This is a genomic window from Caenibius tardaugens NBRC 16725 (genome assembly GCF_003860345.1).
Lineage (GTDB): Bacteria > Pseudomonadota > Alphaproteobacteria > Sphingomonadales > Sphingomonadaceae > Caenibius > Caenibius tardaugens.
Window position 1 is genome coordinate 2,971,064 of the sequence record NZ_CP034179.1, and the last position, 24,076, is coordinate 2,995,139.

Annotated in this window: 27 protein-coding genes, 1 tRNA gene and 1 pseudogene; 15 read left to right on the forward strand and 14 right to left on the reverse strand. The window is 61.0% G+C overall.

Going from position 1 to position 24,076, the window contains the following annotated elements:
• Positions 1–58 precede the first annotated feature (58 nt).
• Positions 59–1,882: a translational GTPase TypA gene (gene typA / locus EGO55_RS13960; protein ID WP_021688770.1), complete on the reverse strand. Its 1,824-nt coding sequence runs from the start codon at positions 1,880–1,882 to the stop codon at positions 59–61.
• Positions 1,883–2,178: 296 nt separating this feature from the next.
• Here typA and EGO55_RS13965 point away from each other — a divergent pair, with 296 nt between their 5' ends.
• The 3 genes from EGO55_RS13965 to EGO55_RS13975 all read left to right on the forward strand — a co-directional run bounded on the left by EGO55_RS13965 (position 2,179) and on the right by EGO55_RS13975 (position 5,950).
• Complete coding sequence (locus EGO55_RS13965) at positions 2,179–4,791, forward strand: TonB-dependent receptor (protein ID WP_021688769.1); 2,613 nt, start codon at positions 2,179–2,181, stop codon at positions 4,789–4,791.
• A gap of 15 nt (positions 4,792–4,806) precedes the next feature.
• Entirely contained in the window at positions 4,807–5,301 is a 495-nt protein-coding gene (locus EGO55_RS13970) for a DUF805 domain-containing protein (protein ID WP_235694104.1), read from the forward strand.
• A 202-nt stretch (positions 5,302–5,503) separates the two neighbouring features.
• Positions 5,504–5,950: a DUF805 domain-containing protein gene (locus EGO55_RS13975; RefSeq protein ID WP_021688767.1), complete on the forward strand. Its 447-nt coding sequence runs from the start codon at positions 5,504–5,506 to the stop codon at positions 5,948–5,950.
• Between the two features lie 17 nt (positions 5,951–5,967).
• On the opposite strand, the gene recF is transcribed toward EGO55_RS13975, so the two are convergent.
• The 3 genes from recF to EGO55_RS13990 all read right to left on the reverse strand — a co-directional run bounded on the left by recF (position 5,968) and on the right by EGO55_RS13990 (position 8,414).
• Positions 5,968–7,080, reverse strand: coding sequence for a DNA replication/repair protein RecF (gene recF, locus EGO55_RS13980; protein ID WP_021688766.1), 1,113 nt, complete (start codon positions 7,078–7,080; stop codon positions 5,968–5,970).
• 13 nt (positions 7,081–7,093) lie between these two features.
• Positions 7,094–7,831: a queuosine precursor transporter gene (locus EGO55_RS13985; protein WP_021688765.1), complete on the reverse strand. Its 738-nt coding sequence runs from the start codon at positions 7,829–7,831 to the stop codon at positions 7,094–7,096.
• Between the two features lie 217 nt (positions 7,832–8,048).
• A complete protein-coding gene (locus EGO55_RS13990; protein ID WP_052023591.1) occupies positions 8,049–8,414 on the reverse strand; it encodes a BA14K family protein in 366 nt (121 codons plus the stop codon).
• Between the two features lie 331 nt (positions 8,415–8,745).
• Between EGO55_RS13990 and EGO55_RS13995 the strand changes: the two genes are divergently transcribed.
• The 3 genes from EGO55_RS13995 (at position 8,746) to EGO55_RS20600 (ending at position 9,202) form a co-directional block, all read left to right on the forward strand.
• A tRNA-Arg gene (locus EGO55_RS13995) sits at positions 8,746–8,822 on the forward strand.
• A 108-nt stretch (positions 8,823–8,930) separates the two neighbouring features.
• A complete protein-coding gene (locus EGO55_RS20595; RefSeq protein ID WP_156915561.1) occupies positions 8,931–9,068 on the forward strand; it encodes a hypothetical protein in 138 nt (45 codons plus the stop codon).
• Positions 9,065–9,202, forward strand: coding sequence for a hypothetical protein (locus EGO55_RS20600; protein ID WP_156915560.1), 138 nt, complete (start codon positions 9,065–9,067; stop codon positions 9,200–9,202). Before EGO55_RS20595 ends, EGO55_RS20600 begins: the two co-directional genes overlap by 4 nt.
• A gap of 22 nt (positions 9,203–9,224) precedes the next feature.
• Here EGO55_RS20600 and EGO55_RS14000 read toward each other — a convergent pair whose 3' ends face one another.
• From EGO55_RS14000 to EGO55_RS14040, 10 genes and pseudogenes are all read right to left on the reverse strand, one after another.
• Positions 9,225–9,449: a hypothetical protein gene (locus EGO55_RS14000; RefSeq protein WP_021688762.1), complete on the reverse strand. Its 225-nt coding sequence runs from the start codon at positions 9,447–9,449 to the stop codon at positions 9,225–9,227.
• A 138-nt stretch (positions 9,450–9,587) separates the two neighbouring features.
• Complete coding sequence (locus tag EGO55_RS14005; RefSeq protein WP_021688761.1) at positions 9,588–10,382, reverse strand: NUDIX hydrolase; 795 nt, start codon at positions 10,380–10,382, stop codon at positions 9,588–9,590.
• Between the two features lie 312 nt (positions 10,383–10,694).
• Positions 10,695–11,018 (reverse strand): Grx4 family monothiol glutaredoxin, encoded by a 324-nt coding sequence (gene grxD / locus EGO55_RS14010; RefSeq protein ID WP_040714684.1) that lies wholly within the window; start codon positions 11,016–11,018, stop codon positions 10,695–10,697.
• Positions 11,019–11,072: 54 nt separating this feature from the next.
• Entirely contained in the window at positions 11,073–11,306 is a 234-nt protein-coding gene (locus EGO55_RS14015; RefSeq protein WP_021688759.1) for a BolA/IbaG family iron-sulfur metabolism protein, read from the reverse strand.
• 23 nt (positions 11,307–11,329) lie between these two features.
• Entirely contained in the window at positions 11,330–11,647 is a 318-nt protein-coding gene (locus tag EGO55_RS14020) for a DUF1476 domain-containing protein (protein ID WP_021688758.1), read from the reverse strand.
• 56 nt (positions 11,648–11,703) lie between these two features.
• Complete coding sequence (leuD, locus tag EGO55_RS14025) at positions 11,704–12,306, reverse strand: 3-isopropylmalate dehydratase small subunit (RefSeq protein WP_021688757.1); 603 nt, start codon at positions 12,304–12,306, stop codon at positions 11,704–11,706.
• Positions 12,306–12,482 (reverse strand): hypothetical protein, encoded by a 177-nt coding sequence (locus tag EGO55_RS20690; RefSeq protein ID WP_021688756.1) that lies wholly within the window; start codon positions 12,480–12,482, stop codon positions 12,306–12,308. The genes leuD and EGO55_RS20690 overlap by 1 nt, the downstream gene beginning before the upstream one ends.
• 4 nt (positions 12,483–12,486) lie before the next feature.
• Positions 12,487–13,919: pseudogene (leuC, locus tag EGO55_RS14030) on the reverse strand (3-isopropylmalate dehydratase large subunit).
• 97 nt (positions 13,920–14,016) lie between these two features.
• A complete protein-coding gene (locus tag EGO55_RS14035; RefSeq protein ID WP_021688754.1) occupies positions 14,017–14,367 on the reverse strand; it encodes a hypothetical protein in 351 nt (116 codons plus the stop codon).
• Between the two features lie 229 nt (positions 14,368–14,596).
• The gene (locus EGO55_RS14040) at positions 14,597–15,004 is read right to left on the reverse strand and encodes a SufE family protein (protein WP_021688753.1); all 408 of its coding nucleotides are present in this window, start codon (positions 15,002–15,004) and stop codon (positions 14,597–14,599) included.
• A 196-nt stretch (positions 15,005–15,200) separates the two neighbouring features.
• On the opposite strand from EGO55_RS14040, the gene rimP reads away from it, so the two are divergent.
• The 9 genes from rimP to truB all read left to right on the forward strand — a co-directional run bounded on the left by rimP (position 15,201) and on the right by truB (position 24,074).
• On the forward strand, positions 15,201–15,752 hold the full coding sequence (gene rimP / locus EGO55_RS14045; RefSeq protein ID WP_021688752.1) for a ribosome maturation protein RimP: 552 nt from the start codon (positions 15,201–15,203) through the stop codon (positions 15,750–15,752).
• A 5-nt stretch (positions 15,753–15,757) separates the two neighbouring features.
• Positions 15,758–17,377 (forward strand): transcription termination factor NusA, encoded by a 1,620-nt coding sequence (gene nusA, locus EGO55_RS14050; protein ID WP_021688751.1) that lies wholly within the window; start codon positions 15,758–15,760, stop codon positions 17,375–17,377.
• Entirely contained in the window at positions 17,358–18,089 is a 732-nt protein-coding gene (locus tag EGO55_RS14055; protein WP_021688750.1) for a DUF448 domain-containing protein, read from the forward strand. Before nusA ends, EGO55_RS14055 begins: the two co-directional genes overlap by 20 nt.
• 46 nt (positions 18,090–18,135) lie before the next feature.
• Positions 18,136–20,826, forward strand: a complete 2,691-nt coding sequence (gene infB / locus EGO55_RS14060; protein ID WP_021688749.1) for a translation initiation factor IF-2 — start codon at positions 18,136–18,138, stop codon at positions 20,824–20,826.
• A gap of 41 nt (positions 20,827–20,867) precedes the next feature.
• Complete coding sequence (gene rbfA, locus EGO55_RS14065; RefSeq protein ID WP_021688748.1) at positions 20,868–21,266, forward strand: 30S ribosome-binding factor RbfA; 399 nt, start codon at positions 20,868–20,870, stop codon at positions 21,264–21,266.
• Positions 21,267–21,339: 73 nt separating this feature from the next.
• A complete protein-coding gene (locus EGO55_RS14070; RefSeq protein ID WP_021688747.1) occupies positions 21,340–22,026 on the forward strand; it encodes a site-2 protease family protein in 687 nt (228 codons plus the stop codon).
• Between the two features lie 97 nt (positions 22,027–22,123).
• On the forward strand, positions 22,124–22,537 hold the full coding sequence (locus tag EGO55_RS14075) for a DUF6491 family protein (RefSeq protein WP_021688746.1): 414 nt from the start codon (positions 22,124–22,126) through the stop codon (positions 22,535–22,537).
• Between the two features lie 104 nt (positions 22,538–22,641).
• The gene (locus tag EGO55_RS14080) at positions 22,642–23,166 is read left to right on the forward strand and encodes a DUF2239 family protein (RefSeq protein WP_021688745.1); all 525 of its coding nucleotides are present in this window, start codon (positions 22,642–22,644) and stop codon (positions 23,164–23,166) included.
• Positions 23,166–24,074 (forward strand): tRNA pseudouridine(55) synthase TruB, encoded by a 909-nt coding sequence (gene truB / locus EGO55_RS14085; protein WP_021688744.1) that lies wholly within the window; start codon positions 23,166–23,168, stop codon positions 24,072–24,074. The genes EGO55_RS14080 and truB overlap by 1 nt, the downstream gene beginning before the upstream one ends.
• Positions 24,075–24,076 lie beyond the last annotated feature (2 nt).

Below are 24,076 nucleotides of genomic sequence, written 5' to 3' on the forward strand. Positions count from 1 at the left end.
GTGTTGCGGGAAGCAGGTTCAACGGCAGCGGTTCGCTAACCGTTTCGCGTTTACGCGATCAGGCGGCTTCTTTCCGCTTCGCTTTCTTGCGTTCGTGCGGGCAGAGAATGGCCTTGCGCAGACGGATCGACTGCGGCGTGACTTCCACCATTTCATCGTCGTCGATATAGGCGATGGCCTGTTCCAGGCTCATGATGGTCGGCGGGGTGAGGCGAATGGCATCGTCCTTGCCGGTCGAACGGAAGTTGGTCAACTGCTTGCTCTTCAGCGGATTGACTTCGAGATCGTCAGGCTTGGCGTTTTCGCCAATGACCATGCCTTCGTAAACCTTGTCCTGCGGTTTCACGAACAGGATGCCGCGTTCTTCCAGCGCGTTCAGCGCATAGCCGACGGCATCGCCGGTGGAGTTCGAAATCAGAACACCGTTTGCACGGCCTTCGATCGCACCCTTGTGGGGACCATACTTTTCGAACAGGCGGTTCATGATGCCGGTGCCGCGCGTGTCGGACAGGAATTCACCGTGATAGCCGATGAGCCCGCGCGACGGAGCGGAGAAGGTGATGCGGGTCTTGCCCGCGCCGGACGGACGCATGTCGGTCAGTTCGGCTTTGCGGCGCTGCATTTTTTCAACGACGGTGCCGGAGTGTTCGTCGTCCACGTCGATCACGACGGTTTCGAACGGTTCGGTACGCTTGCCGTTTTCTTCGCCGAAGATCACGCGGGGGCGGGAAATGCCCAGTTCGAAGCCTTCGCGACGCATGGTTTCAATCACCACGCCCAACTGCAATTCGCCGCGGCCTGCCACTTCGAAGCTGTCACGATCAGCAGATTCTGTGACGCGGATAGCAACGTTGGTTTCCGCTTCGCGCTGCAGGCGGTCGCGGATCATGCGGCTGGTCACCTTGTCGCCTTCGCGGCCAGCCAGCGGGCTGTCGTTCACGGCAAAGCGCATGGCCAGTGTCGGCGGATCGATCGGTTGTGCAGCGATCGGTTCGCGCACCGACGGGTCGGCAATGGTGTTGGCCACAGTCGCCTTTTCCAGCCCTGCCATCGCGATGATATCGCCAGCCTGCGCGCTTTCCACCGGAACGCGTTCGAGCCCGCGGAAGGACATCAGCTTGGTCGCACGACCAACCTCGATCACTTTGCCTTCCGAATCGAGCGCGTGAATGGGATCGTTGAGATTTACCGTGCCGGACTGGACCCGGCCGGTCAGCACGCGGCCCATGAAATTGTCACGATCGAGCAGCGTTGCGAGGAAGCTGAACGGGCCGGACGCGTCGAGACCCGGTGCGGGCACGTGTTCGATGATCTTTTCGAACAGCGGTTCCAGCGAGCCTTCGCGCGCTTCCTGATCGGTGCTGGCGTAGCCATTGCGGCCCGAAGCATAGAGCACGGGGAAATCGAGCTGGTCGTCCTTGGCGTCGAGGCTGACGAAAAGGTCGAACACTTCGTCGAGCACTTCCTGCGGGCGGCCATCGGGGCGGTCGATCTTGTTGACGACGACAATCGGACGCAGGCCCAGGGCCAGCGCCTTGCCGGTGACGAATTTCGTCTGCGGCATCGCGCCTTCGGCGCTGTCGACCAGCAGGATGACCCCGTCCACCATGGACAGGATGCGTTCCACCTCGGCGCCGAAGTCAGCGTGGCCGGGGGTGTCGATGATGTTGATGCGGTTTCCGTTCCACACGATCGAGGTCGGCTTCGCGAGAATGGTAATCCCGCGTTCCTTTTCCAGATCGTTGGAATCCATGGCCCGTTCCTCGACCCGCTGGTTGTCGCGGAAAGTGCCGGATTGACGGAACAACTGGTCGACAAGCGTGGTCTTGCCATGGTCGACGTGTGCGATGATCGCGATATTGCGCAGGTTCTCTACGGACATGCGTGCTCGGTGCTTTCGGTTGTTGGGGGCGGGACCGATCATGCGCAAGCATGTTGCACCCGCGAGTGGCGCGCCCCCTATACCAGTTGTGCCCCTGCGGCAAGCGTGTTCCGAATGCCGCACCCGATTATGCAAATATCCTGCCTTGCGGCGATCAATTGCATAGTTAACGGAATAATTACTATCTTGTTGCAGATTGCACGTTGATCCGCCGGATCGCGTGTCGTCGCCCCAGATAAAAGGGTGGCCATCAGAGACGTTGTCTGGGCGGACCACGACAAGATGAGGGACAAAGAATGACGGTACGCGAAGTAGTGGAGAGGCGCTCCGTTCGCACGCTGATTCTGACAGGGGCCGGTGCGACTGCGTTGCTGATGCCCGGGTTTGCGCAGGCGCAGCAGGCGGCTGAAACGGATCTTGCCGAGGCGGAAGGTAACGAGATTATCGTAACCGCGACGAAGCGCGAAAAAACACTACAGGATGTGCCGGTTGCGGTGAGTGTGACGACCGCCGAAACGATCGAACGCGCGCATATTCGCGATGTGAGCGATCTGGTCAGTGTCGTGCCCTCTTTGCGCGTGGTGCAACTGCAAGGTTCGCAGCAAACCAACTTTTTCATTCGCGGGTTCGGTAACGGCTCCAACAACGTGGGTGTCGAGCCGTCGGTCGGGGTGTTCGTTGACGGCGTTTTTCGTTCGCGTACCGCGTCGCAGATCGGCGATTTCCCTGATATTCAACGTGTCGAGGTGCTGCGCGGCCCGCAATCGACGCTTTTCGGCAAGAATGCCTCGGCTGGCGTTATCTCGATTGTGACCCGTGAGCCGCAATTCACGTTCGGAGGGGCGGCGGAAGCGTCCTACGGAAACTTCGATGCCAAAGTGCTCAAAGGGTATGTCACGGGGCCGCTGGCTGAAAGCCTGGCCTTCAGCCTCGCCGCCGGGGTGAACAAGCGTGACGGTTTCGCCAAGGATCTCGGCTCTGATACGCGCACCAACGAACGCAATCGCTGGTTCGTGCGGGGCCAGATGCTGTTCCAGCCCGATGATCAGCTGAAAATCCGCGTGATCGGCGATTATGACAAGATCGACGAAAACTGCTGCGGCGTTGTCAATCTGCTCAGTTCGGATGCGACGCGAGCGTTGCAGCATCCGCTGATCGGCGGGAAAGTGAGCGATCCGGCGCATCCTTTCGCCGACAAGGTCTATGGCAATCTGCCGTCGACCAACAAGATCGAGAACTACGGATTCTCTGCCCAGGTCGATTACGATACGGGTCCGTTCAAGCTGACCTCGATCACCGCATTCCGCCGGACAAACGCGATCAACGATCAGGATTCGGATTTTACGTCCGCCCGCCTGCTCGCCACCAATCTCGAAGACAAACATCTGCGCAGCTTCAGTCAGGAATTTCGCGTTGCGGGTGACCTGACCGACAGTATCAGCGCCCTGTTCGGGGTCTTCTACCTCAACGAAAAATTCCGCCAGCATGGCGAATTGTACCTCGACGATCAGTTCCGCACTTATGCGGACCTGCTGATCCGGGGTAATTCGGGCGGGGCGCTCAATGTCGGGGCGCTGGAAGGCGCGTTCGGCGCGCTCGAAGGGGCGCCGAACAAGTATCTGGGCACGTTCTTCACCGATACGACCGGCCAGAACATCGATTTGTCGCTGAAGAGCCAGTCGCTGTCGATTTTCGGGCAGTTCGATGTGGAACTGACCGACCGGCTGACACTGACTGTCGGGGGCAACTACACCAGGGACAAGAAGAAATTCGCCACCGATGTCACGTCACATGACACGTTCTCGGCAATCAATTTCGATGCCCCGCAATACGCACCCCTGCGGTACCAACTGTTGTATCAGGGCGCGCTGGGCAACGGGTTGAGCGAGGAAACGGCCGCAGCCTTCGCTGCGGCGCGGATGAACAATCCGCTTGCCAATCCGTTGGGGCCATTGCGCACATTCCAGCTGTTCCCGCCTTTCGTGAACGTTCCCAACGCGGTGGAAGACGGGAAAACCAACGACGACAATTTCAGTTATACGCTGCGGCTTGCCTATGATGCGACGGATCACGTCAATCTCTATGCAAGCTATGCCACCGGTTTCAAGGCCAGTTCGATCAATCTTTCCCGCGACAGTCGTCCGCCGGCATCGCTGGCCGGCGCATTGGCCAGCGCCGGGGAACTGGTGTCGAATCTGCATTATGGCACGCGTCTGGCCGATCCGGAAAAGTCCAAGGTCTTCGAACTGGGGGCCAAGGGCAGTTGGCGAAACTATTCCGCAAACCTTGCGGTGTTCTATCAGGAGATCAAGGGCTTCCAGTCCAATATCTTCCTGGGCACCGGGTTTGCGCTGTCGAATGCGGGCAAGCAGTCGACATATGGTGTGGAATTCGAGGGGACGGCACGGCCGATCCCGCCGCTGACTCTGGGCGTGTCCATCACCTGGCTCGATCCGAAGTACAACAGCTTCATCGCATCTGCGGTTGGGGACCAGTCAGGGCGTCGTCCGCCGGAAATCCCCGAATGGTCGACCACGTTCAGCGCACAGTGGGATCAGGACCTGGGCAGCGGGAATCATCTGATCCTGCGCGGTTCCTATCACTATGAATCCACGGCGTGGGCCGTGGAAGGCCTGCCCGGTTTCATCAAGCGCGATGCCGCTGGCAATGTGGTCAGTTATGCCCCGGCAATCGAAGCGGCGAGCAAGTTCAAACGGCAGGTCGATGAAGTGGATGCGTCGCTCACCTTCGCCATGGAAAACGGGCTCGAATTGTCGGTCTGGGGCCGCAATCTGCTGAACGATCGGTATTTCAACCGCGTGTTCGATTCCGTGGCGCAGCCTCTTGCTGTGTCGGGCTATCTTAACCAGCCGCGCACCTACGGGGTCGGCGCGCGCTTCAAATGGTAACAAAATCAATATGTAATGTGGAAAAGGGGGCGGCATATGCCCCCTTTTTTATTGCTGTCATCGGAAATTTATGATCCCCTCCGCTTCTCTGTTGTCTCATTGAGGAAAGGGGGAACGATCATGGAATGGATGTTGTTACCGCTCAAGCGCTATGCCGACTTCAGCGGGCGTTCGCGCCGCAAGGAATACTGGATGTTCGTGCTTGGGGTGTTCATCGCGGCCATCGTGCTGTCCATCATCGAAGGCATCGTGGGACTTTCTGGAATGGTGGGCGGTGTTTACGGCCCGCTGACGACCCTGTTCCTGCTGGGCATCCTGGTGCCGAGCATTGCCGTTCAGGTTCGTCGTTTTCACGATCAGGACAAGTCGGGCTGGTTCGTATTGCTTGCCCTGATTCCGTTCCTCGGCGGTCTGGCCGTGCTGGTTTTCATGTGTCTTGAAGGAACACGTGGGCCGAATCGGTTTGGTCCTGATCCGAAGGGCGGTGCCAATCCCGAAGTGTTTGCATGACATGATCTGCGATGGAGAGGGTGTCGTGCCCTCTCCGTTGCATGGACCGGCCTGATCTGTGGGCAGGATGGGGGTTGGCCCCGCTGTCCACACGATCAGGAACCGACTATCGAAAAGGGGGCTTCGGCCTCCTTTTTGTTTGCTGGCCTTCCAAAATTATGCGTATTTACAATCATCTAACTGATAGTGGAAGAGTTTGCGCATGGAATGGATGATCTTGCCGCTCAAGCGTTATGCCGACTTCAACGGGCGTTCGCGGCGCATGGAATACTGGATGTTCGCGCTGTTCAGCGTGCTGGCGATGCTTGCGCTCGTACTGCTCATCGTCGGGATTGGTTACCTGACCGGCAATCTGGGTGCGATGGAAAGTACGGGCTTCAGCCTGTTTTATGCGCTTATCGGGATCGGGGTGCTGGTCTGGCTTGGGGCGTTTTTCATCCCTTCGATCGCGGTCAGTGTGCGCCGGTTGCATGATCGCGATCTTTCGGGCTGGTGGTATCTGGGCGCCATGGTTGGCGGCATGATCCCGTTTATCGGCCCGCTTATTTCCATCGCCTATCTCGTGTTCATGTTCTTGCCTGGCACCCCCGGGCCGAACCGTTTCGGCCCCGATCCCAAGGATCCGGCCCAGGTCAGCGTTTTCGCGTGAGACAACATGCAGGGGGCCTAGGCGGCCCTCTGCACGGCACCGCCGTTGACATACCAGATGGCGGCTTCATCCCGGATGGCCTCGAACGGAGGCATTTCCGTCCCCGTCATCCAGACTTGCGTGCCGGTGTCGCCCAACCGGTCAAACAGGGCCCCGCGCCGGATCGGGTCGAGATGGGCAGCGACTTCATCCAGCAACAGGATGCCGGGCCGCCCGCGTGCGGCGAGATGGGCATGGGCCAGCGTGATCGCAATCAGCATGGCCTTCTGCTCGCCCGTGGAACAGGCAGAAGCGGGCAGTCCTTTGCCGGCCATGGCAACATTCAGCTCATCGCGGTGGGGGCCGCTTAACGTGCGCCGGGCGGCTCTGTCGCGCTGGCGATTGCGACGCAGGTCGTCGGCCAGACCGGCTTCGTTCGTCGGTCCACCACTGACATAGGACAGCACGGGCCGGGCAAACGGCTGGTCAGGCAAGGTTTCCAGCGCCTGATTGAGCCGTTCGACCAGCATGACGCGGCCTGCACAAAGCGCGGCACCGTGTTCCGCCAGTTGGGCCTCGATGGCGTCCATCCATGCCGGATCGGGATCGGCATCGCCATCAAGCAGGCGGTTGCGTTCCCGCAAGGCGGTTTCATAGCGCGTCGCACGCTGCGCATGGCCGGGGTCGAGCGCCAGAGTGAGGCGGTCGAGATAGCGCCTGCGCACCCCTGCGCTGTCGGTAAACAGGCCATCCATGGCAGGCGTTAGCCAACTGATCGCCAGCCATTCGCCCAGGGCCATCGCGCTGCTGTCAGCTCCGTTGATCTGAACCAGACGCCGGCCGGGTTTGTCGCCGCGCGCGCCCGTGCCGAGGCGAACGGGATCGCGACCATCCCCGCAATCCAGCGAGGCGCTGACGGCGAACCCGCCAATCTCGCTGGCCTGATCTGTGCCGGGGGCGGGTTTCATGGCCATATCGACCAGCGGGGCGCGGCGCAGCCCGCGGCCGGGCGCGAAAAGCGACAAAGCTTCGAGGACATTGGTCTTGCCCGCGCCGTTTTCACCGATCAGCAGATTGAAGCGTGCGCTCCCATCCAGCCTGCTCTCTTCATGATTGCGGAAATGCGACAGGGTTATGCGGTCGAGCGCCATTGTGCTGTCACGCTCAACGCGTGGAAGCGAATGGGGAAAAATCGGTGTCGCTGTCAAACACATCGACCCCTTCGCGGCGCTTCAGCCAGCCGACCACGACATAGGTTACCGGGGTCAACACCGCTTCCCAGCCGGTCTTGATCAGCCATTGCGACACGACCACCTGCATAAGCTGTTCCGGAGGCCAGCCCGCCAGCCCATAAAAGGCGAGAGGATAGAAGATCAGGCTGTCGAGCCCCTGACCGACCACAGTGGAGCCGATCGTGCGCGTCCAGAGGTGCTTGCCCCCGGTCCACAGCTTCATACGCGCCAGCACATAGGAATTGGCGAATTCGCCCGCCCAGAATGCCAGCATCGAGGCGGCGACGATGCGCCAGCTGTTGCCGAATACGAATTCGTAGGCTTCCTGTCCGGGCCAGCCTTTCGCCGGGGGCAGCGAAACCACCACCCAGGCCATGAACGCCATGAACAGGAGCGCGGCGAAACCCGTCCAGATCACGCGCCGGGCATGGGCATAGCCATAGACCTCGGTCAGGACATCGCCAATGATGTAGCTGATGGGAAAGAACAGGACGCCCGCGCCGAATGACCATTCCACGCCATTGGGCAGGGTGATGAAGCTGGGCTTCGATGCGCCGATAATGTTGGACAGCAGCAGGATTGCGACAAAGCCGGCCATCACGATATCGTAATAGCGGAACTGCCTGCGTGCGCTGGCCAGACCTTCGATGCGTTTCGGTTCCTGCTCCATGGCGCATGTGCCTATAGCGATTTGTCGCGCAGGAAAAGCGCGCTATCGCAGGCGCGGTCAAACGGGCCGCACCGCGCGGCTCAGAGGGAAGGCGCGGGATAGGTGCAGGCGACAGGCCAGTTGCGCCTTGTTGCGCGGGCGCTTTGCGCGATTGCTTGGGTGCAGAAGGCGGTCAGCCGGGCCATAATGACCCGGCTGCCCATGTTCGCCTGCCGCATTATGCGCGACACCGCTTCCAGTAACCGGAGCGGGACAGATAACGATCCGTTCGCGGATCATAGTGCCGGTATTTGCGGTAGCAGGCGCGCACATGGCGGTCCCAGCGGCTGTTGGAATGACGCCAATGGCGGGGTCGCTCGTACCGCCGCTCGTAGCGATGATCGGACCTGCGATCGTAGCGTCGATCGTCATATCGTCGATCATGCCTGCGATCATTATAGCGCCGATCATTGTCCCGATAGGCAAGCTGCGTACCCGACTGATAGCGGCTGTATTCATGGCTGTGACGGTAATTCGTGTCATGGGCCATGGCCGTTCCGCCAAACGCCAGGGACAACGCCATCGCGATGCCAACAAGTTTCATAGCTGCTCTCCCTATTCGCTGAGCCCGGGGAGTGTGCGACTTTCATGCTGTGCTGAAACTGAACTGTTTGAATAGGTTGCGGTTAATGAAGATGCGGTGTGTTGAGGGGACAGGCAGGGTGAATGGAACAAGACTGTCAATCGCCACCGCAAAGGCCGCATTCGCGTTCCTGCCGGGGCCGCGCCATGAAAAGCACCGGGCGCCTGGCCCGAGTGCGCTGGCGTCTTTTGTCGCCGCCTGTTCGGGCGCGTTTCCTGTTTCCTATCCGTTCCCGATTTGGTTTGACGGGATGGGCCATGGCAACTAACGGAAAGCCCGCATTTCTGCGCGCGCGCCCTTAGCTCAGCTGGATAGAGCACGAGACTTCTAATCTTGAGGCCACAGGTTCGACTCCTGTAGGGCGCGCCAATTTTTCAACGGTGCAGGAAATGACAGGCCCTTTTGGGGTTGCGGCACGCGTTTCAGGCATCCGATAGGTCAGGTGGATCGATAGCAGGGGGTGGTTCTGCGCCGCCATTGATCGGCACGATCACGGTCAATGGCGATCTCACAATCGAAGGCGGGGCTGTGGCGCATATCGGGATTATGGCGGCCAACCCGGTGTTCGATGCGATTGCCGTGATGCCCGATGATCCGGCGATGATCCGGCGATGATCCGCGGTGCCTTCATCCAGCTTACCGGAGAAATCCACGCGTCGGCCAAGGCGGCGCTGATCGCGGATACCGGCGTGCCTGCATCGGACGCCACCCAGTACGGCGTAACCGGCAGGATCAGTATCCGGTTCTGAGGGGTTGGGCACACGGAATGGGTTAGGGGCGTAGGCCCACCCGTTCCGTGCGGTGGCTCTGGCCTGCGGGATGGGCCGCCATATCGTCGGGCAGGGGGCTGGCGCGCACAACCATGCGGCCGAGAAAAAGGGGCTGTTCAGCGCCTTGCACCACCAGAGCGGGTGGCGAAGCCTGCGGAAGGCTTGTCGCAGGGGCAAAACCAAACATCGCCTGTGCGAGAGCGAGGGCAAATACGATACTGTTCATCTGCGGCGCTCCACATTGTCTGGCCAACTGTGAAGGCAGAATATCCCCGCTCTGTCGCAGAACTGTGCCGGGCGCGCGGGATTTTGTCGAAAAGTGTAACACCGGCCGCGCAAAATGGCCGTTATGCGCCGTCGCAGGTTAACCAGCAGCTTCCGACAACTTGCCCCAACACACAGGATAACCATGATTTTCCTGTATGCGCAGAATACGTTCGCCGTTCTCTTCCGCGATCCAGGGGGTGACAGTCCGGACGGGGACCGATTCCGCATGGGCGCGGGTTGCGGCGAAATCGTCAAACTGTGCGAGACGTTCAAGATTGCGGCGTGTGGGGAAAATCGCCTGAATTTCGCCAGCCTTTGCCATGGTCAGGGCATCGCTGGCGGTGGTCCAGAACAGGTGGGTATTCTCCGTGCCATCGACCGCGATATCGACCGCACCAGTGCCCAGATCGGCCAGATAGAAGCGCGTGTCGAAAATCGGCCCGCGTTTGAAATGGGGCAGCCAACGGGCGAAGGGCACCAGGGTGTCGAGCGCCAGTGTCCATCCGAAGCGCGCCAGAACGGCGTTCAAGGGTTGGCCTTCGTGCAGCATGGCCCGGGCAGCACTGGCATCTTCCGCGCTGATTTTCTGCGCCAGCCCGATCGCCAGCCCTGCTTCTTCCAGCGTTTCGCGAATGGCGGTAATGCGATGGGCGGCCTCTTCGAGATCCATGTCCCCGTTGGGCAATCCCGGAAGTGTGGCTGCCAGTTCCCGGTCTTCGGGATCGACTTTCCCACCAGGGAATACAGCCGCGCCGCCCACGAACGACAACTGCTTCGACCGGATCAACATCAGGATCTGGGATGCCCCTCCATCCGGGGCGCGGCGAAACACGACGACGGTGGCAGCGGGGCGTGCATGGGGCGGCCGCCCGATGGAGTTTTCGAGTGTCATTCTGTGTCAATGAGCGTGGGCGACCAGCTTGCCAAGAGGGTACCGGTGAATCCGTCGGAATAGTTTACACATCCGACTATAGTTTAGAAATGTTTACCATTATAGGCATTGGTAATGCGTGCCCGGTTGGAACTGGCACGGTACATGCATAGTATTACACGTATCTATCTTCGATATGAGGCGGGGCCTTCTCCTGGGCCCTGCCTCCCCGAAGCCCCGATACAGCCCCCCGAAAGCTTCGGCTGCATATACGAAAAAGGCCCGCTGCCCTTATGGCAACAGGCCCTTTATAATTCGTTGAAATTGCAGGGATCAGTTGGTGACTTGTTGATCCTGCAGCAATTGCTGCAATTCGCCGGCTTCGAACATTTCCATCATGATGTCGCTGCCGCCCACGAATTCACCCTTTACATAGAGCTGGGGAATGGTCGGCCAATCCGAATAGGATTTGATGGCTTGGCGGATGTCCATGTCCTGCAGCACATCCACGCTGGCGAATTCGACACCGCAATGTTCCAGAATGGCGACCGCACGGCTGGAAAAGCCGCATTGCGGAAAGAGCGGGGTGCCCTTCATGAACAGGACGACATCGTTTGAGTTGACGATATCGGCAATGCGGGAATTGGTGTCAGACATGGTCATAGCCCTGTTGTGGAGCGTTGGGGTGGCCTGCGAATGGCCGTGCCCCACTCAGTTGGGGACGGCGGTCGTCAGTTGCAAGGCGTGGAGTGTGCCGCCCATGTTGCCGCCAAGCGCTTCGTAAACCATCTTGTGCTGCTGCACACGGTTCTTGCCGACAAATGCGGCAGAGGTCACGCGGGCAGCATAATGGTCCCCGTCGCCGGCAAGATCAGTGATCTCGACGTCGGCGTCGGGCAGGGCGGCCTTGATCATCGCCGCTATGTCGTCTGCCGCCATCGGCATGGTGCTGGTCCTTTCGTTTCCGCTTAGCTCATCAACTGGCGACGGGCTTCGACCGACTTTTCTTCCAATGCGGTGCGCACGGCAGCTTCGTCGATGTCGATGCCGGCCCCGGTGAGATCGCCCAGCAGCTTGCGAATGACGTCTTCGTCGCCCGCTTCCTCGAAATCGGCCTGCACAACCGACTTGGCATAGGCATCGGTTTCTTCCGCGGTCAGGCCCATCTTGGCTGCGGCCCACTGGCCGAGCAGGCGATTGCGGCGGGCCGCAACGCGGAATGCGGTTTCTTCATCCATCGCGAACTTGGCTTCTTCTGCGCGTTCGCGGTCATTGAAGTCAGTCATGGCGTTCCCTCGTATCAGTTCACTGGAAGTGGATCGGTGCGCCGGAGCGCGTGAAATCAGGCGGCCAGCCCGGTGCCTTTGGCAAACCACGGCAAATCAACAGCCTGGCGCGCTTCGTAACCGGAAATGGCATCATTCTTGGCCAGTGTCAGGCCAACTTCGTCAAGCCCGTTCAGCAGGCAGTGCTTGCGAAACGGATCGATTTCGAACGAAAACCGGTCCTGAAACGGGGTGGTGACCGTCTGCGTTTCGAGATCGATCGTCACAGTTTCCGTCTGCGCCACTTCAAGCAGGCGGTCGACCTGTTCCTGCGGCAGGACCACGGTGAGAATGCCGTTCTTGAACGCATTGCCGGAAAAGATGTCGGAGAAACTTGGTGCGATCACGGCCTTGATGCCCAGATCGAGCAAAGCCCATGCCGCATGTTCACGGCTGGAACCGCATCCGAAGTTATCGCCCGCAATCAGGATCGGTGCGCCTTTGAATTCGTCCTGATCGAAGATATTGGCAGGGTCCTGACGCAGGGCTTCAAATGCCCCGCGCCCCAGCCCTTCGCGGCTGATCGTCTTCAGCCAATGCGCCGGGATGATAATGTCGGTATCGACATTCTTGCGCCCGAACGGGATCGCCCGGCCGCCGACTTCGTTCACGGGATCCATCAATCGGTCTCCGGCTTTTCGCCCGAGGGCGCCTGCGGTTGCGGCTTGGGTTCCGTTTTCGCCTTGTCCTTGCGGGACTTGGAGAAAAGCAAGGCTGCGGCAATAGCCGCCGAACCAATCGCAGCCCCGGCAAGCGCCGCCGGACCGGCCCAGTTCTTGTCGATCTTCTTGGTCATCGCCTTACCCCATCAATTCGCGGACATCGGTCAGCCTGCCGGTGACAGCCGCAGCAGCGGCCATGGCGGGCGACACCAGATGTGTGCGGCTGCCGGGGCCCTGACGGCCCACGAAATTGCGGTTGCTGGTCGATGCGCAGCGTTCCCCGGCGGGCACCTTGTCCGGGTTCATGCCGAGACAGGCCGAACAACCTGGTTCGCGCCATTCCAGCCCGGCTTCGATAAAGATCTTGTCCAGACCTTCCGCTTCCGCCTGCTCTTTCACAAGTCCGGAACCGGGGACCACGATCGCCCATTTGACGTTGCTGGCCTTCTTGCGGCCTTTCAGCACGGCCGCCGCGGCACGCAGGTCTTCGATGCGGCTGTTTGTGCAGCTGCCGATGAAGATATTCTGCACTTCGACTTCGGCCAGCTTCTGGCCCGGTACCAGCCCCATATAGTCAAGACTGGCGCGCGCGGCATCCTGCTTGGACGGATCGGCAAAGCTTTCAGGTGCGGGAACGACCCCGCCAATCGGCACCACGTCTTCGGGGCTGGTGCCCCAGGTTACCGTCGGCTGGACATCGGCGGCGTTGATCCGCACGCTCTTGTCGAATGTGGCGCTATCATCGGTGTGCAGCGTTTTCCACCAGGCAACGGCCTTGTCCCACTCTGCGCCCTTGGGAGCATAAGGACGGCCTTCGAGATAGGCGAAGGTCTTGTCATCAGGGGCGATCAGGCCCGCGCGTGCGCCGCCTTCGATCGACATGTTGCAGACGGTCAGCCGGCCTTCGATGCTCATTTCCTCGAACACCTTGCCGCGATATTCGATCACGTGGCCGGTGCCGCCCGCCGTGCCGATCACGCCGATGATGTGCAGAATCAGATCCTTCGGCGTGATGCCGGGCCGAGATCGCCATCGACGACGATTTCCATCGTTTTGGAGCGCTTCAGCAGCAGGGTCTGGGTTGCCAGAACGTGTTCGACTTCGGATGTGCCGATGCCGAAGGCCAGCGCACCGATCCCGCCATGACAGGCAGTGTGGCTGTCGCCGCAGACAATGGTCGCACCCGGCAGCGAAAACGCCTGTTCCGGGCCGACTACATGGACGATGCCCTGTTCGCGATCGGTCGCGCCAATATAGCGCACGCCGAATTCGGGGGCATTGTGTTCGAGCGCGGCGAGCTGCTGCGCGCTTTCCCGATCGGCGATAGGCAGGCGATTGCCTGCCGCATCGAGCCGGGCTGTGGTCGGCACGTTATGGTCGGGCACCGCCAGCGTCAGTTCGGGGCGGCGGACCTTGCGGCCGCTCATGCGCAGGGCTTCAAAGGCCTGCGGGCTCGTCACCTCATGAACGAGGTGGCGGTCGATATAGATGATCGAGGTGCCGTCATCGCGTGTTTCGACGACATGGGCATCCCAGATTTTCTCGTAGAGGGTGCGGGGTCTGCTAGCCATGGCTTGGCAGCTAGGCGCGCGGACCCCGCAAGACAAGGGGTGAATCGCTTTATTCTTGGGTTGGCATACCGGTTTCAGACCGGATTCGGGGTTTGGCTTAGCGGCGGTGGCCGTTCCAGCCTGGGCGGTGGTCCGACTGGCTGGAGCGCAATTGCTGTTTTACCGTGTTGATCCGGCTGTCCAGCGAGCGCAGTTCGGTGCGGGTGAAGCCGCCCCGGGCATAGCGCGCATGCAGTTTTTCGAGCTGATCCACCTGGCGGTTGAGCTGGGTGGCTTCGCGCCGGGAAATCTGGTTGCGCTGCTCGGCGCGGTCGACCTGGCGTTCGAGCTGCTGGATTTCCTGCGCAGCCTGCCGTCCATTGGTGAAACCGGGGGCGGCCGAAGCCGGGGTGGCCAGCACGGCTGCGGCAGCGAGAGCCAGCGGGGTGGCGATCATGAATTTGCGCATCGGTCTACTCCTTCTGCACTGCGGGGGCAGTGCTGCTTGGTTCGGCGAGGTGCCGATGAGCATGAAATAGCACCGGAAAAAGCGGTTGAGCGTCGCGCTTTGTACTAAAGTGTCGCGCAAGTGCGGGCCTGTTAAGCAGGCGTTTATGTCGCGGGCGAGAATGCGGATGCAGCAGGCCGCTGGACCATCCGGCTGGGGCAGTTTCAGTCTGCGGCTTCAGTCTGCGGCTTCAGTCTGCGGCGATGCGTGCGGCGGTGTCGCGGATCAGCGCGATCATATTAGGGACGCCCTGCGTGCGATTGGAAGAAAGCTGATTCTTCAGATCGAACGGGGCAAGTGCGCCCATCACATCCATTGCGGCGACTTCGCCGGCGGGGCGATCCTGCACTGCGGACAGCACCAGTGCCACGATGCCTTTGGTGATGGCGGCATTCGAATCGGCTAGAAAATGGAGTCGGTCACCATCTTGCGTGGGGTAGATCCATACTGCCGCCGAACAGCCGCGCACCAGCGTGGCGTCGGTCTTCAGCGCATCGGGCATCGGTTCCAGTTCGCGCCCCAGTTCGATCAAAAGGCGATATCGTTCATCGCCTTCGAGAAATTCGTATTCGTCGCGGATATCGTCGAGGGAGCGCATGGGGCGCCGCCTTAGCGGCAAATGGCTTCAGGTCAAAGAGCTGTGCGCAAGCGCGGTGAAAGCACTTGCAAATTTGCCCCGATACGCTTATTTGCGCGTCATCCCGACATTGTCGTGACAAGGTTTGGACGCTGGCCCCGCCGGGGCCGGGCGCCAAACCGCGTTGCTGCAATAGATGTATTGTTCTGGAGAATTGATGGCGGATATCGCGCGCATTACTGAAGTGGTGGAACCCGAAGCCAAGGCTCTCGGTTTCGAACTCGTGCGCGTAAAGATGCTGGGGTCCGAGGCCGGGGATGAGCCCGCCTTGCAGATCATGGCGGAAGATCCGGCCACCGGGCAATTGGTAATCGAACAGTGTGCCGAATTGTCGCGCCGCGTTTCGGATGTGATAGATGCGCTGGAAGAACAGGGCGAAATGCTGATCGACGGGGCCTATCGGCTGGAAGTCAGCTCACCGGGAATCGATCGTCCGCTCACCCGCGAGAAGGATTTCGCGGCCTGGGCAGGGCACGAGGTGAAAATCGGTCTGGTCGAAAAGCTCGACGGGCGCCGCGATCTGCGCGGCGATCTTGTTGGCATTGTGGACGGGATCGTGACGATCGAGGATCGCAAGAGCGGGCAGGTTGCTGTCCCGTTTGCACAAATTCATTCGGCGAAGCTGGTCCTGACCGACCGCCTGATCGCCGCGACCCGCCCGCTCGATGTCAGTGGTGCGGACGAAATTCTCGAAGAAGAGGAAGGCTGAAGATAATGGCCAGTGCGATTTCCGCCAACAAGGCAGAACTGCTCGCGATTGCGAACTCCGTTGCCAGCGAGAAGATGATCGACAAGTCGATCGTTATCGAGGCGATGGAAGAGGCGATCCAGAAATCGGCGCGCAACCGCTATGGCGCGGAAAACGACATTCGCGCAAAGCTCGACCCGCAAACCGGTGATCTGCGTCTGTGGCGCGTTGTCGAAGTGGTTGAGGAAGTCGAGGACTACTTCAAGCAGGTCGATCTCAAGCAGGCTGAAAAGCTGCAGAAGGATGCCAAGATCGGCGACTTTATCGTCGATCCGCTGCCACCGGTCGATCTGGGTCGTATCGACGCGCAGTCGGCCAAGCAGGTGATCTTCCAGAAGGTCCGCGACGCGGAGCGTGAGCGTCAGTACGAAGAGTTCAAGGATCGTTCGGGCGAAGTCGTCACGGGTGTGATCAAGTCGGTCGAGTTCGGCCATGTGATCGTCAACCTCGGGCGCGCCGAAGGTGTGATCCGCCGCGATCAGCAGATTCCGCGTGAAGCCGCCCGCGTGGGCGAACGTGTGCGTGCGCTGATCATGAAGGTCGAACGCAACAATCGCGGCCCGCAGATTTTCCTGTCGCGCGCGCATCCCGAATTCATGAAGAAGCTGTTCGCGCAGGAAGTGCCCGAAATCTACGATGGCATCATCGAGATCAAGGCCGCCGCACGCGATCCGGGCAGCCGCGCCAAGATCGGCGTGATCAGCCACGACAGCTCGATCGATCCGGTCGGTGCCTGCGTCGGCATGAAGGGCAGCCGCGTTCAGGCCGTGGTGCAGGAACTGCAGGGCGAAAAGATCGACATCATCCCGTGGAGCGAGGATACGGCGACGTTCGTGGTGAACGCGCTGCAGCCGGCAACGGTCAGCCGCGTTGTCATCGACGAGGAAGAAAGCCGCATTGAAGTGGTGGTCCCCGATGATCAGCTTTCGCTGGCAATCGGCCGCCGCGGGCAGAACGTGCGTCTCGCATCGTCGCTCACCAATGCCGCGATCGATATCATGACCGAAGCGGAAGCGAGCGAGAAGCGGCAGAAGGAATTCGCCGAACGTTCGAAGATGTTCGAGGAAGAACTCGATGTCGACGAAACGCTGTCGCAGCTGCTCGTGGCCGAAGGCTTCGCAGAGCTGGAAGAAGTGGCCTATGTCGGCATGGACGAACTGGCCGGCATCGAAGGCTTTGACGAGGAACTGGCCGAAGAACTGCAGAGCCGCGCGCAGGAAGCACTGGAGCGCCGTGAAGAGGCTGCCCGTGAAGAACGCCGTGGCCTGGGTGTTGAAGATGCCTTGGCGGACATGCCGCATCTCACCGAGGCCATGCTGGTGACGCTGGGCAAGGCCGGGATCAAGACGCTGGACGATCTTGCCGATCTGGCGACCGACGAACTGATCGCCAAGAAGCGTGAAGCACCGCGTCGCCGCGATAATGCGCCGGTCCGCCGCGCTCGTACGGATGACAAGGGTGGCGTGCTTGCCACTTATGGTCTGACGGAAGAGCAGGGCAACGAGATCATCATGGCCGCGCGCGCCCACTGGTTCGAAGACGAACCCGCTAACGAGGAGGCCGCCGATGCGGAATCCTCACAATGAGCCGCTAGGCCCAGACATCGCTGACGGCCGCAAGGCTCGCGAAAGCGGGCCTGAACGCCGCTGTATCCTGACGGGGGACAACGCCGCTCGGGATGCTTTGGTGCGGCTGGCGATCTCGCCCGAAGGTCCGGACGGTGTCTGTATGGTGCTGCCTGATGCACTGGCGCGTGCGCCAGGGCGCGGCGCATGGATCGGCGTTACCCGTGCGGAACTCGGAGCTGCACTGGCCAACGGCAAGCTCAAGGGGGCGCTGGCCCGCGCTTTCAAAGGTGCGCGTCTCGACATACCCGACAATTTGCCAGACTTGATCGCACAGGCGTTGACGCGCGCTTTTCTCGACCGGCTGGGTCTCGAAATGCGCGCCGGAAGGCTTATCTTGGGAACCGACCGCATTGCGGAACAGGCCCGGATGGGTGGTGTGGCATGGCTTGGCCATGCCGCCGATGCGGCTGACGATGGCTCGCGCAAACTGGATCAGGCCTGGCGCGTGGGTATGGAAGCCGAAGGGTCGGGAATGGGTGGTGTGCGCTTGCCACTGGACCGGGCGACGCTGTCTGTGGCATTGGGCCGCGACAATGTCGTCCACCTGGCGCTTGCCGACGAGTCTTCGGCCGAGAGAGTAGCCTTGCCGCTGCGGCGTTTGCTGCAATTCAACGGGGCCGCAGATGCGGCCACAGACGATAACGGCGAACGGACAAATGCCAGTGCGTGATGCGCGGTGGCGACTATTTGAGAATACGAAGGGTTAAACGAGCTTTATGAGCGATACCGACAACAAACCGACGCTGGGCCGCAAGCCTCTGGGCCTCAAGCGCTCGGTCGAGGCAGGCGAGGTCAAGCAGACCTTTAGCCATGGCCGCACCAACAAGGTGGTCGTGGAAGTAAAGCGTCGCAAGATCGTCAAGCCGGGTGCAGGTGCGCCCGATGGCAAGGATGCCGCACCGTCGGCTGCGCCTGAAGCGACAGCACCGGCAGCACCGGTTGCCGCGCCTACCCCTGCGGCGACTTCGGCTCCGGCGCCCGCACCCGCGCCCGCGCCTGCTACGGCCCCGGTTGCGCAGAAGCCGGTAGCCGCTCCGCCGAAATCGCGTGAAAGCCGCCAGGAAATGCAGGCCCGCTTGCTACGCGAAGCGGAAGAAGCCCGCCTTACGGCCATGGAAGAGGCCAATCGCCGCGAAGAGGAAGAGCGGCTGCGCGCATTCGAGGAAGAAAAGCGGCGCGCTGAGGAAAATCGGCAGGCGGAAGGCGCCGCTGCCGAAGCCGCACGCAAGGCGGCGGAAGAAGCGGCTGCAGAACCGGCCCCGGCTCCTGCTACGGAAGAGCGTGCCGAACCGGCGACGGAAGTGGCGGATCAGGCAGAAGCGAAGCCGACAGACGATGCGGCTGCAACGGATACTGCCGCATCAACGGACGGCGATGCCACCGCCACCCCGACGCCTGTAGCCCGCAAGTTCACCCCGGTTGCGCGTCCTGAAGTGAAGCGTCCGGAACGGACCGACCGCAAGAAGGACGATCGCAAGGTAACCCGCGAAAAGGGTGGCGATGATCGCCGTAAGGGTGGAAAGCTCACAGTCAATCGCGCGCTCAACGACGATGAAGGCGCGCGTGCGCGTTCGCTCGCGGCGCTCAAGCGTGCGCGTGAGAAAGAACGCCGGGCCCATTTCGCCGGTCAGCAGCAGCACCGCGAGAAGCAGGTCCGCGACGTTGTCGTGCCTGAAGCGATCACGGTGCAGGAACTTGCCAACCGCATGGCTGAAAAGGGTGCGGATCTGGTCAAGGCCCTGTTCAAGATGGGGATGATGGTCACCGTCAACCAGACGATCGATCAGGATACCGCGGAACTGCTGGTCGAGGAATTCGGCCACAACATCACGCGTGTGAGCGACAGCGATGTCGATATCAATACGTCGGAAGACGTCGATGCGCTCGAAACGTTGCAGGCACGCCCGCCGGTGGTCACGATCATGGGCCACGTCGATCACGGCAAGACCAGCCTGCTCGATGCGCTGCGCGGCACGGATGTGGTGCGCGGGGAAGCGGGCGGCATCACGCAGCATATCGGTGCGTACCAGATCAAGACCAAGGGTGGCGCCCAGATCACGTTCCTCGATACGCCGGGCCACTCCGCCTTTACCGAAATGCGCGCGCGCGGGGCCAATGTCACGGATATCGTGGTGCTGGTCGTGGCTGCCGATGACGGGATCATGCCGCAGACGATCGAGGCGATCAATCACACCAAGGCCGCAGGCGTGCCGATGATCGTTGCGATCAACAAGAGCGACAAACCCGAAGCCAACCCGCAGCGGGTGCGTGAACGCCTGCTCGAACACGAAATCGTGGTCGAGGCGATGTCGGGTGAGGTGCAGGACGTTGAAGTTTCGGCCAAGACCGGTGCCGGGCTGGATGAACTGATCGAGAAGATCCTGCTGCAGGCGGAACTGCTCGAACTCAAGGCCAATCCGAACCGCGAAGCCGAAGCAACGGTGATCGAAGCCAAGCTGGACAAGGGCAAGGGGCCGCTGGCCACCGTGCTGGTCACGCGTGGTACGCTGCGGCAGGGCGATGTGCTGGTTGTCGGCACGGAAAGCGGCCGTGTGCGTGCGATGATCGACGACAAGGGACGCCAGATCAAGGAAGCCCCGCCATCGATGCCGGTCGAAGTGCTGGGCCTGGGCGGCGTGCCCATGGCCGGTGATACGCTGACCGTGGTCGAAAACGAACAGCGCGCGCGCGAAGTGTCGTCCTATCGCAAGGAAAAGGCGACGGAAAAGCGCACGGCCATGGCGCCGGCCAGCCTCGATACGATGTTCTCGGCACTGGCCGACAAGCAGAACATCATCGAATTCCCGCTGGTGGTGAAGGCCGACGTGCAGGGTTCGGTGGAAGCGATCAACACGGCGCTGCACAACCTGTCGAACGACGAGATCAAGGTCCGCATCCTGCATTCGGGTGTGGGTGCGATCACCGAAAGCGACGTTACGCTCGCTTCGGCTTCGGGGGCGCCGATCATCGGCTTCAACGTCCGTCCGAACGCCAAGGCGCGCGAACTGATCGACCGCAACAAGACGCGGATGATGTACTACGATGTCATTTATCACCTGACCGAAGAAATCGCGAAGGAGATGGCGGGCGAACTTGGGCCGGAGCGGATCGAACATGTCGTCGGCCGTGCGGAGATCAAGGAAATCTTCCCCGCAGGCAAGAAGGACAAGGCGGCCGGTCTGCTGGTTCTCGAAGGCTACATCAAGAAGGGCATTTATGCCCGTCTCACCCGCAACGACGTTATCGTTTCGAAGACGACCATCGCATCGCTGCGCCGCTTCAAGGACGATGTGGACGAAGTCCGCGCCGGTCTCGAATGTGGTGTGGTGCTGGCCGATACGAACGACATCAAGGCTGGCGACACGCTGGAAGTCTTCGAAGTCGAAGAACGCGAACGCACGTTGTGATCTGATCCCCCTCCTTTGCGGGAGGGGGGCAGGAGTGACCAATGGCACGACATCATTCCACACCGGAAACACGCTCTGTTCGCCTGCTCAAGGTGGGCGAACAGGTGCGCCATATCCTCTCCGATCTGCTGACGCGGCAGGAAGTGCACGATGATGTGCTGTCGGCGCATGCGGTTTCCGTCACGGAAGTGCGTATGTCGCCCGATCTGCGTCAGGCGAAAGTCTATGTGAAGCCCTTGCTCGGCGCGGACGAGGCCGAGGTGCTGAAAGCGTTGCGGACCAACACCGCCTTTTTCCAGCGCGAGGTGGCGCAGCGTCTGAAGCTGAAATATGCGGCCAAGATTCAGTTCTGGCCCGACGAAAGCTTCGACGAAGCGGATCGTATCGAACGGCTGCTGTCCGACCCGCGCGTGGCGCGCGATATCGAGGGTCACGAATAGTTTTCGCCACAGTGCGGCAATTCGCGGCTGACTGCTTGGCGAATGGCGGGGGAGCGCTTATCTCCGCACCGCAATGAACGAAACGCTCTTTACCGCGCTGGCCATGATCCCGGCGCTCATCCTCGCCATCGTGTTTCACGAAGTCGCACACGGCTTCGTTGCCAAGCTGTTGGGCGATCCGACTGCCAGCGAACAGCGGCGGTTGTCGCTGAACCCGATCCGGCACGTCGATCCTTTCGGCACAGTGATACTGCCCGGTTTGCTGGCCTTGTCCGGTGCGCCCGTGTTTGGATGGGCCAAGCCGGTCCCGGTGAACAAGTGGCGGCTGCGCAACCCGCGTTTCGGCATGATGGCTGTGGCCGCTGCCGGGCCGGGCACCAATCTCGTGCTCGCCGGGGTCGGCGCTGTGCTGTTGGGGCTGATCGCCCGCACTGTCACGGCAGAACCCACCGGATTGCTGGCGTTTGGGCTGACGAGTTTGAATTTCTTTATTCTCGTCAACGTGTTCCTTGCCCTGTTTAACCTTCTACCGCTTCCGCCGTTCGACGGGTCGCATATTGTCGAAGGGCTGCTGCCGCCCCGCGCGGCGGAATATTACGAAAAGTTGCGCCCGTTCGGTTTCCCGCTGCTGTTCATTCTGCTGCTGGTCATTCCCTGGCTGTTTCCGGGATTGGGCATCGTGGAAAAGGTGGTCCTGCCCCCCGTGCAATGGCTGAGCATGCACTATCTGGCACTGGCGGGATGGGTTGCCGGTATGTGAAGCGGCGATTACCGATATTTCATTCCGGTGCCGCTTGATTGTCTGAAGCAAGCTTCCCAGATTTGCTCGGGGATGGGGTAGTCAAAGGACTACGACTATGAAACCTGTACGTTATCTGGCCCCCCTTGCCGCGTTCAGCATGATTGCCGTGCCTCAGGCCGTACTGGCGCAGGAACATGGCCATGCGTCCGTCGCCAATACGCAAGCGACGGACGACGCATCCATAGCTTTTGCCAATCAGGGCGGTGTGAAGGACTGGCGTGCCAAGGGCTCGAGCGAGATCTATTTCGAAGACACGCATGGCCAATGGTATCTGGCCAGGTTGATGGGGTCCTCTCCGGACCTGTCATTCGCGGAAGGCATTCGCATCGACGCCAGCCCAAGTGGTTCGTTGGACAAGTGGAGCGCCGTCTATGTGAAGGGGCAGCGCTATACCTTCGAAAGCTTCGTGAAGGTCAATGGCCCGCCGAAGAAGAGCAAGAAGGCGAAGCACGTTGCGCCCAGATATTAGAAAGTGCCTGGTGTTGGAAAGATCGTCACTCGACTCAATTTTATCCGGGTTTTAAATTGACATTTAAATCCGGGTGAATATAGGCGGTCGCAAGGAGTGACCGTATGATGTTGACGGCTTTTCATAACGGGGCGTTGCTCGCCCGGGGTGGACCGGACGTTGTTGCCGCCAGCGCGCGCGCTTTGCCGCCGCTGGCGCGCAGTTCCGATCTGCTGGTTTTCGATGATGAAACGGGCAGGCAGGTCGATATCGATCTGCACGTCATGCCCGAACAACGGCACCGTGGGCGCCCGGCGCTGGGCGTGAAAGCGCGTGAGGTGACATTGCTGCCGCGCCATTGGGATTGGCTCAATGCACAGCGGGGCGGGGCCTCTGCCGCGCTGCGGCGGCTGGTCGACGAAGCACGGGCACGCGGGCGGACCGAGGCTGAATGCCGCGACAGCGCGTTCCGTTTTCTCAACGTGATTGCCGGCGATCTGCCGCAGTTCGAAAACGCGGTACGGGAAATCTATGCCGGGAACCGCGCGGGATATGATCATCTTACCCATGATTGGCCCGCCGATATCCGCAATCACGGGCGTTCGCTCGCGTGGCCGGATCAAGGTCACACTTCCGGGGGCGATGCGTGATGCCGCACGGGTGGATCATATTGGATAAGCCTGTCGGTCTGGGTTCGACGCAGGCGGTCGCGGCGGTGAAACGCAACTTGCGGCAGGCGGGTTATGGCAAGAAGGTCAAGGTCGGCCATGGCGGCACACTGGACCCGCTCGCCGAAGGGGTGCTGCCGATCGCGATCGGGGAAGCGACCAAACTGTGCGGGCGGATGCTCGATGCCTCGAAAATCTACGCGTTCACGATCCGGTTCGGCGTGGAAACGGATACGCTTGATGCCGAAGGGGCGGTGACGGCGCACAGCGATCATATTCCGTCCGTTGCGGATGTTGCGGGGGTATTGCCCCGTTTCACCGGGGCGATCGAACAGATGCCGCCAGCCTATTCGGCGCTCAAGGTCGATGGCCAGCGGGCCTACGATCTTGCCCGGGCGGGGGAGGAGGTCGTACTAAAAAGCCGGGCGGTGACGATCCGTACGCTCGATCTGGCGGAGAGCGAGGCCGATGCGGAATCGGTGACCCTGGTTGCCCATGTGTCCAAGGGCACCTACATTCGCAGCCTTGCACGCGATATTGCGATTGCCTTAGGGACCGTCGGCCATGTCACCATGTTGCGGCGTCTGAAGGCGGGGCCTTTCCGTCAGGAACAGGCGATTTCGCTGGACAAATTGAACGAAATCGGTACAGGCGCCCCCCTTGAAGACGTAATTCTGCCGTTGGAGGCAGGGCTGGACGACATCCCGGCCCTTTCCCTCGATCCGGAAGCGGCACGGGCGGTCCGACAGGGCCGGGTCATATTCGGATTGCCCCAGGGCGACGGGCTTTATTGGGCAAGATCGGGTGCTATCCCGGTTGCGCTGATGGAGCTTTCGGGCGGAGACGCCCGGGTTGTCAGGGGGTTTAACCTTTCCGATGTCGCGGAGTGAAT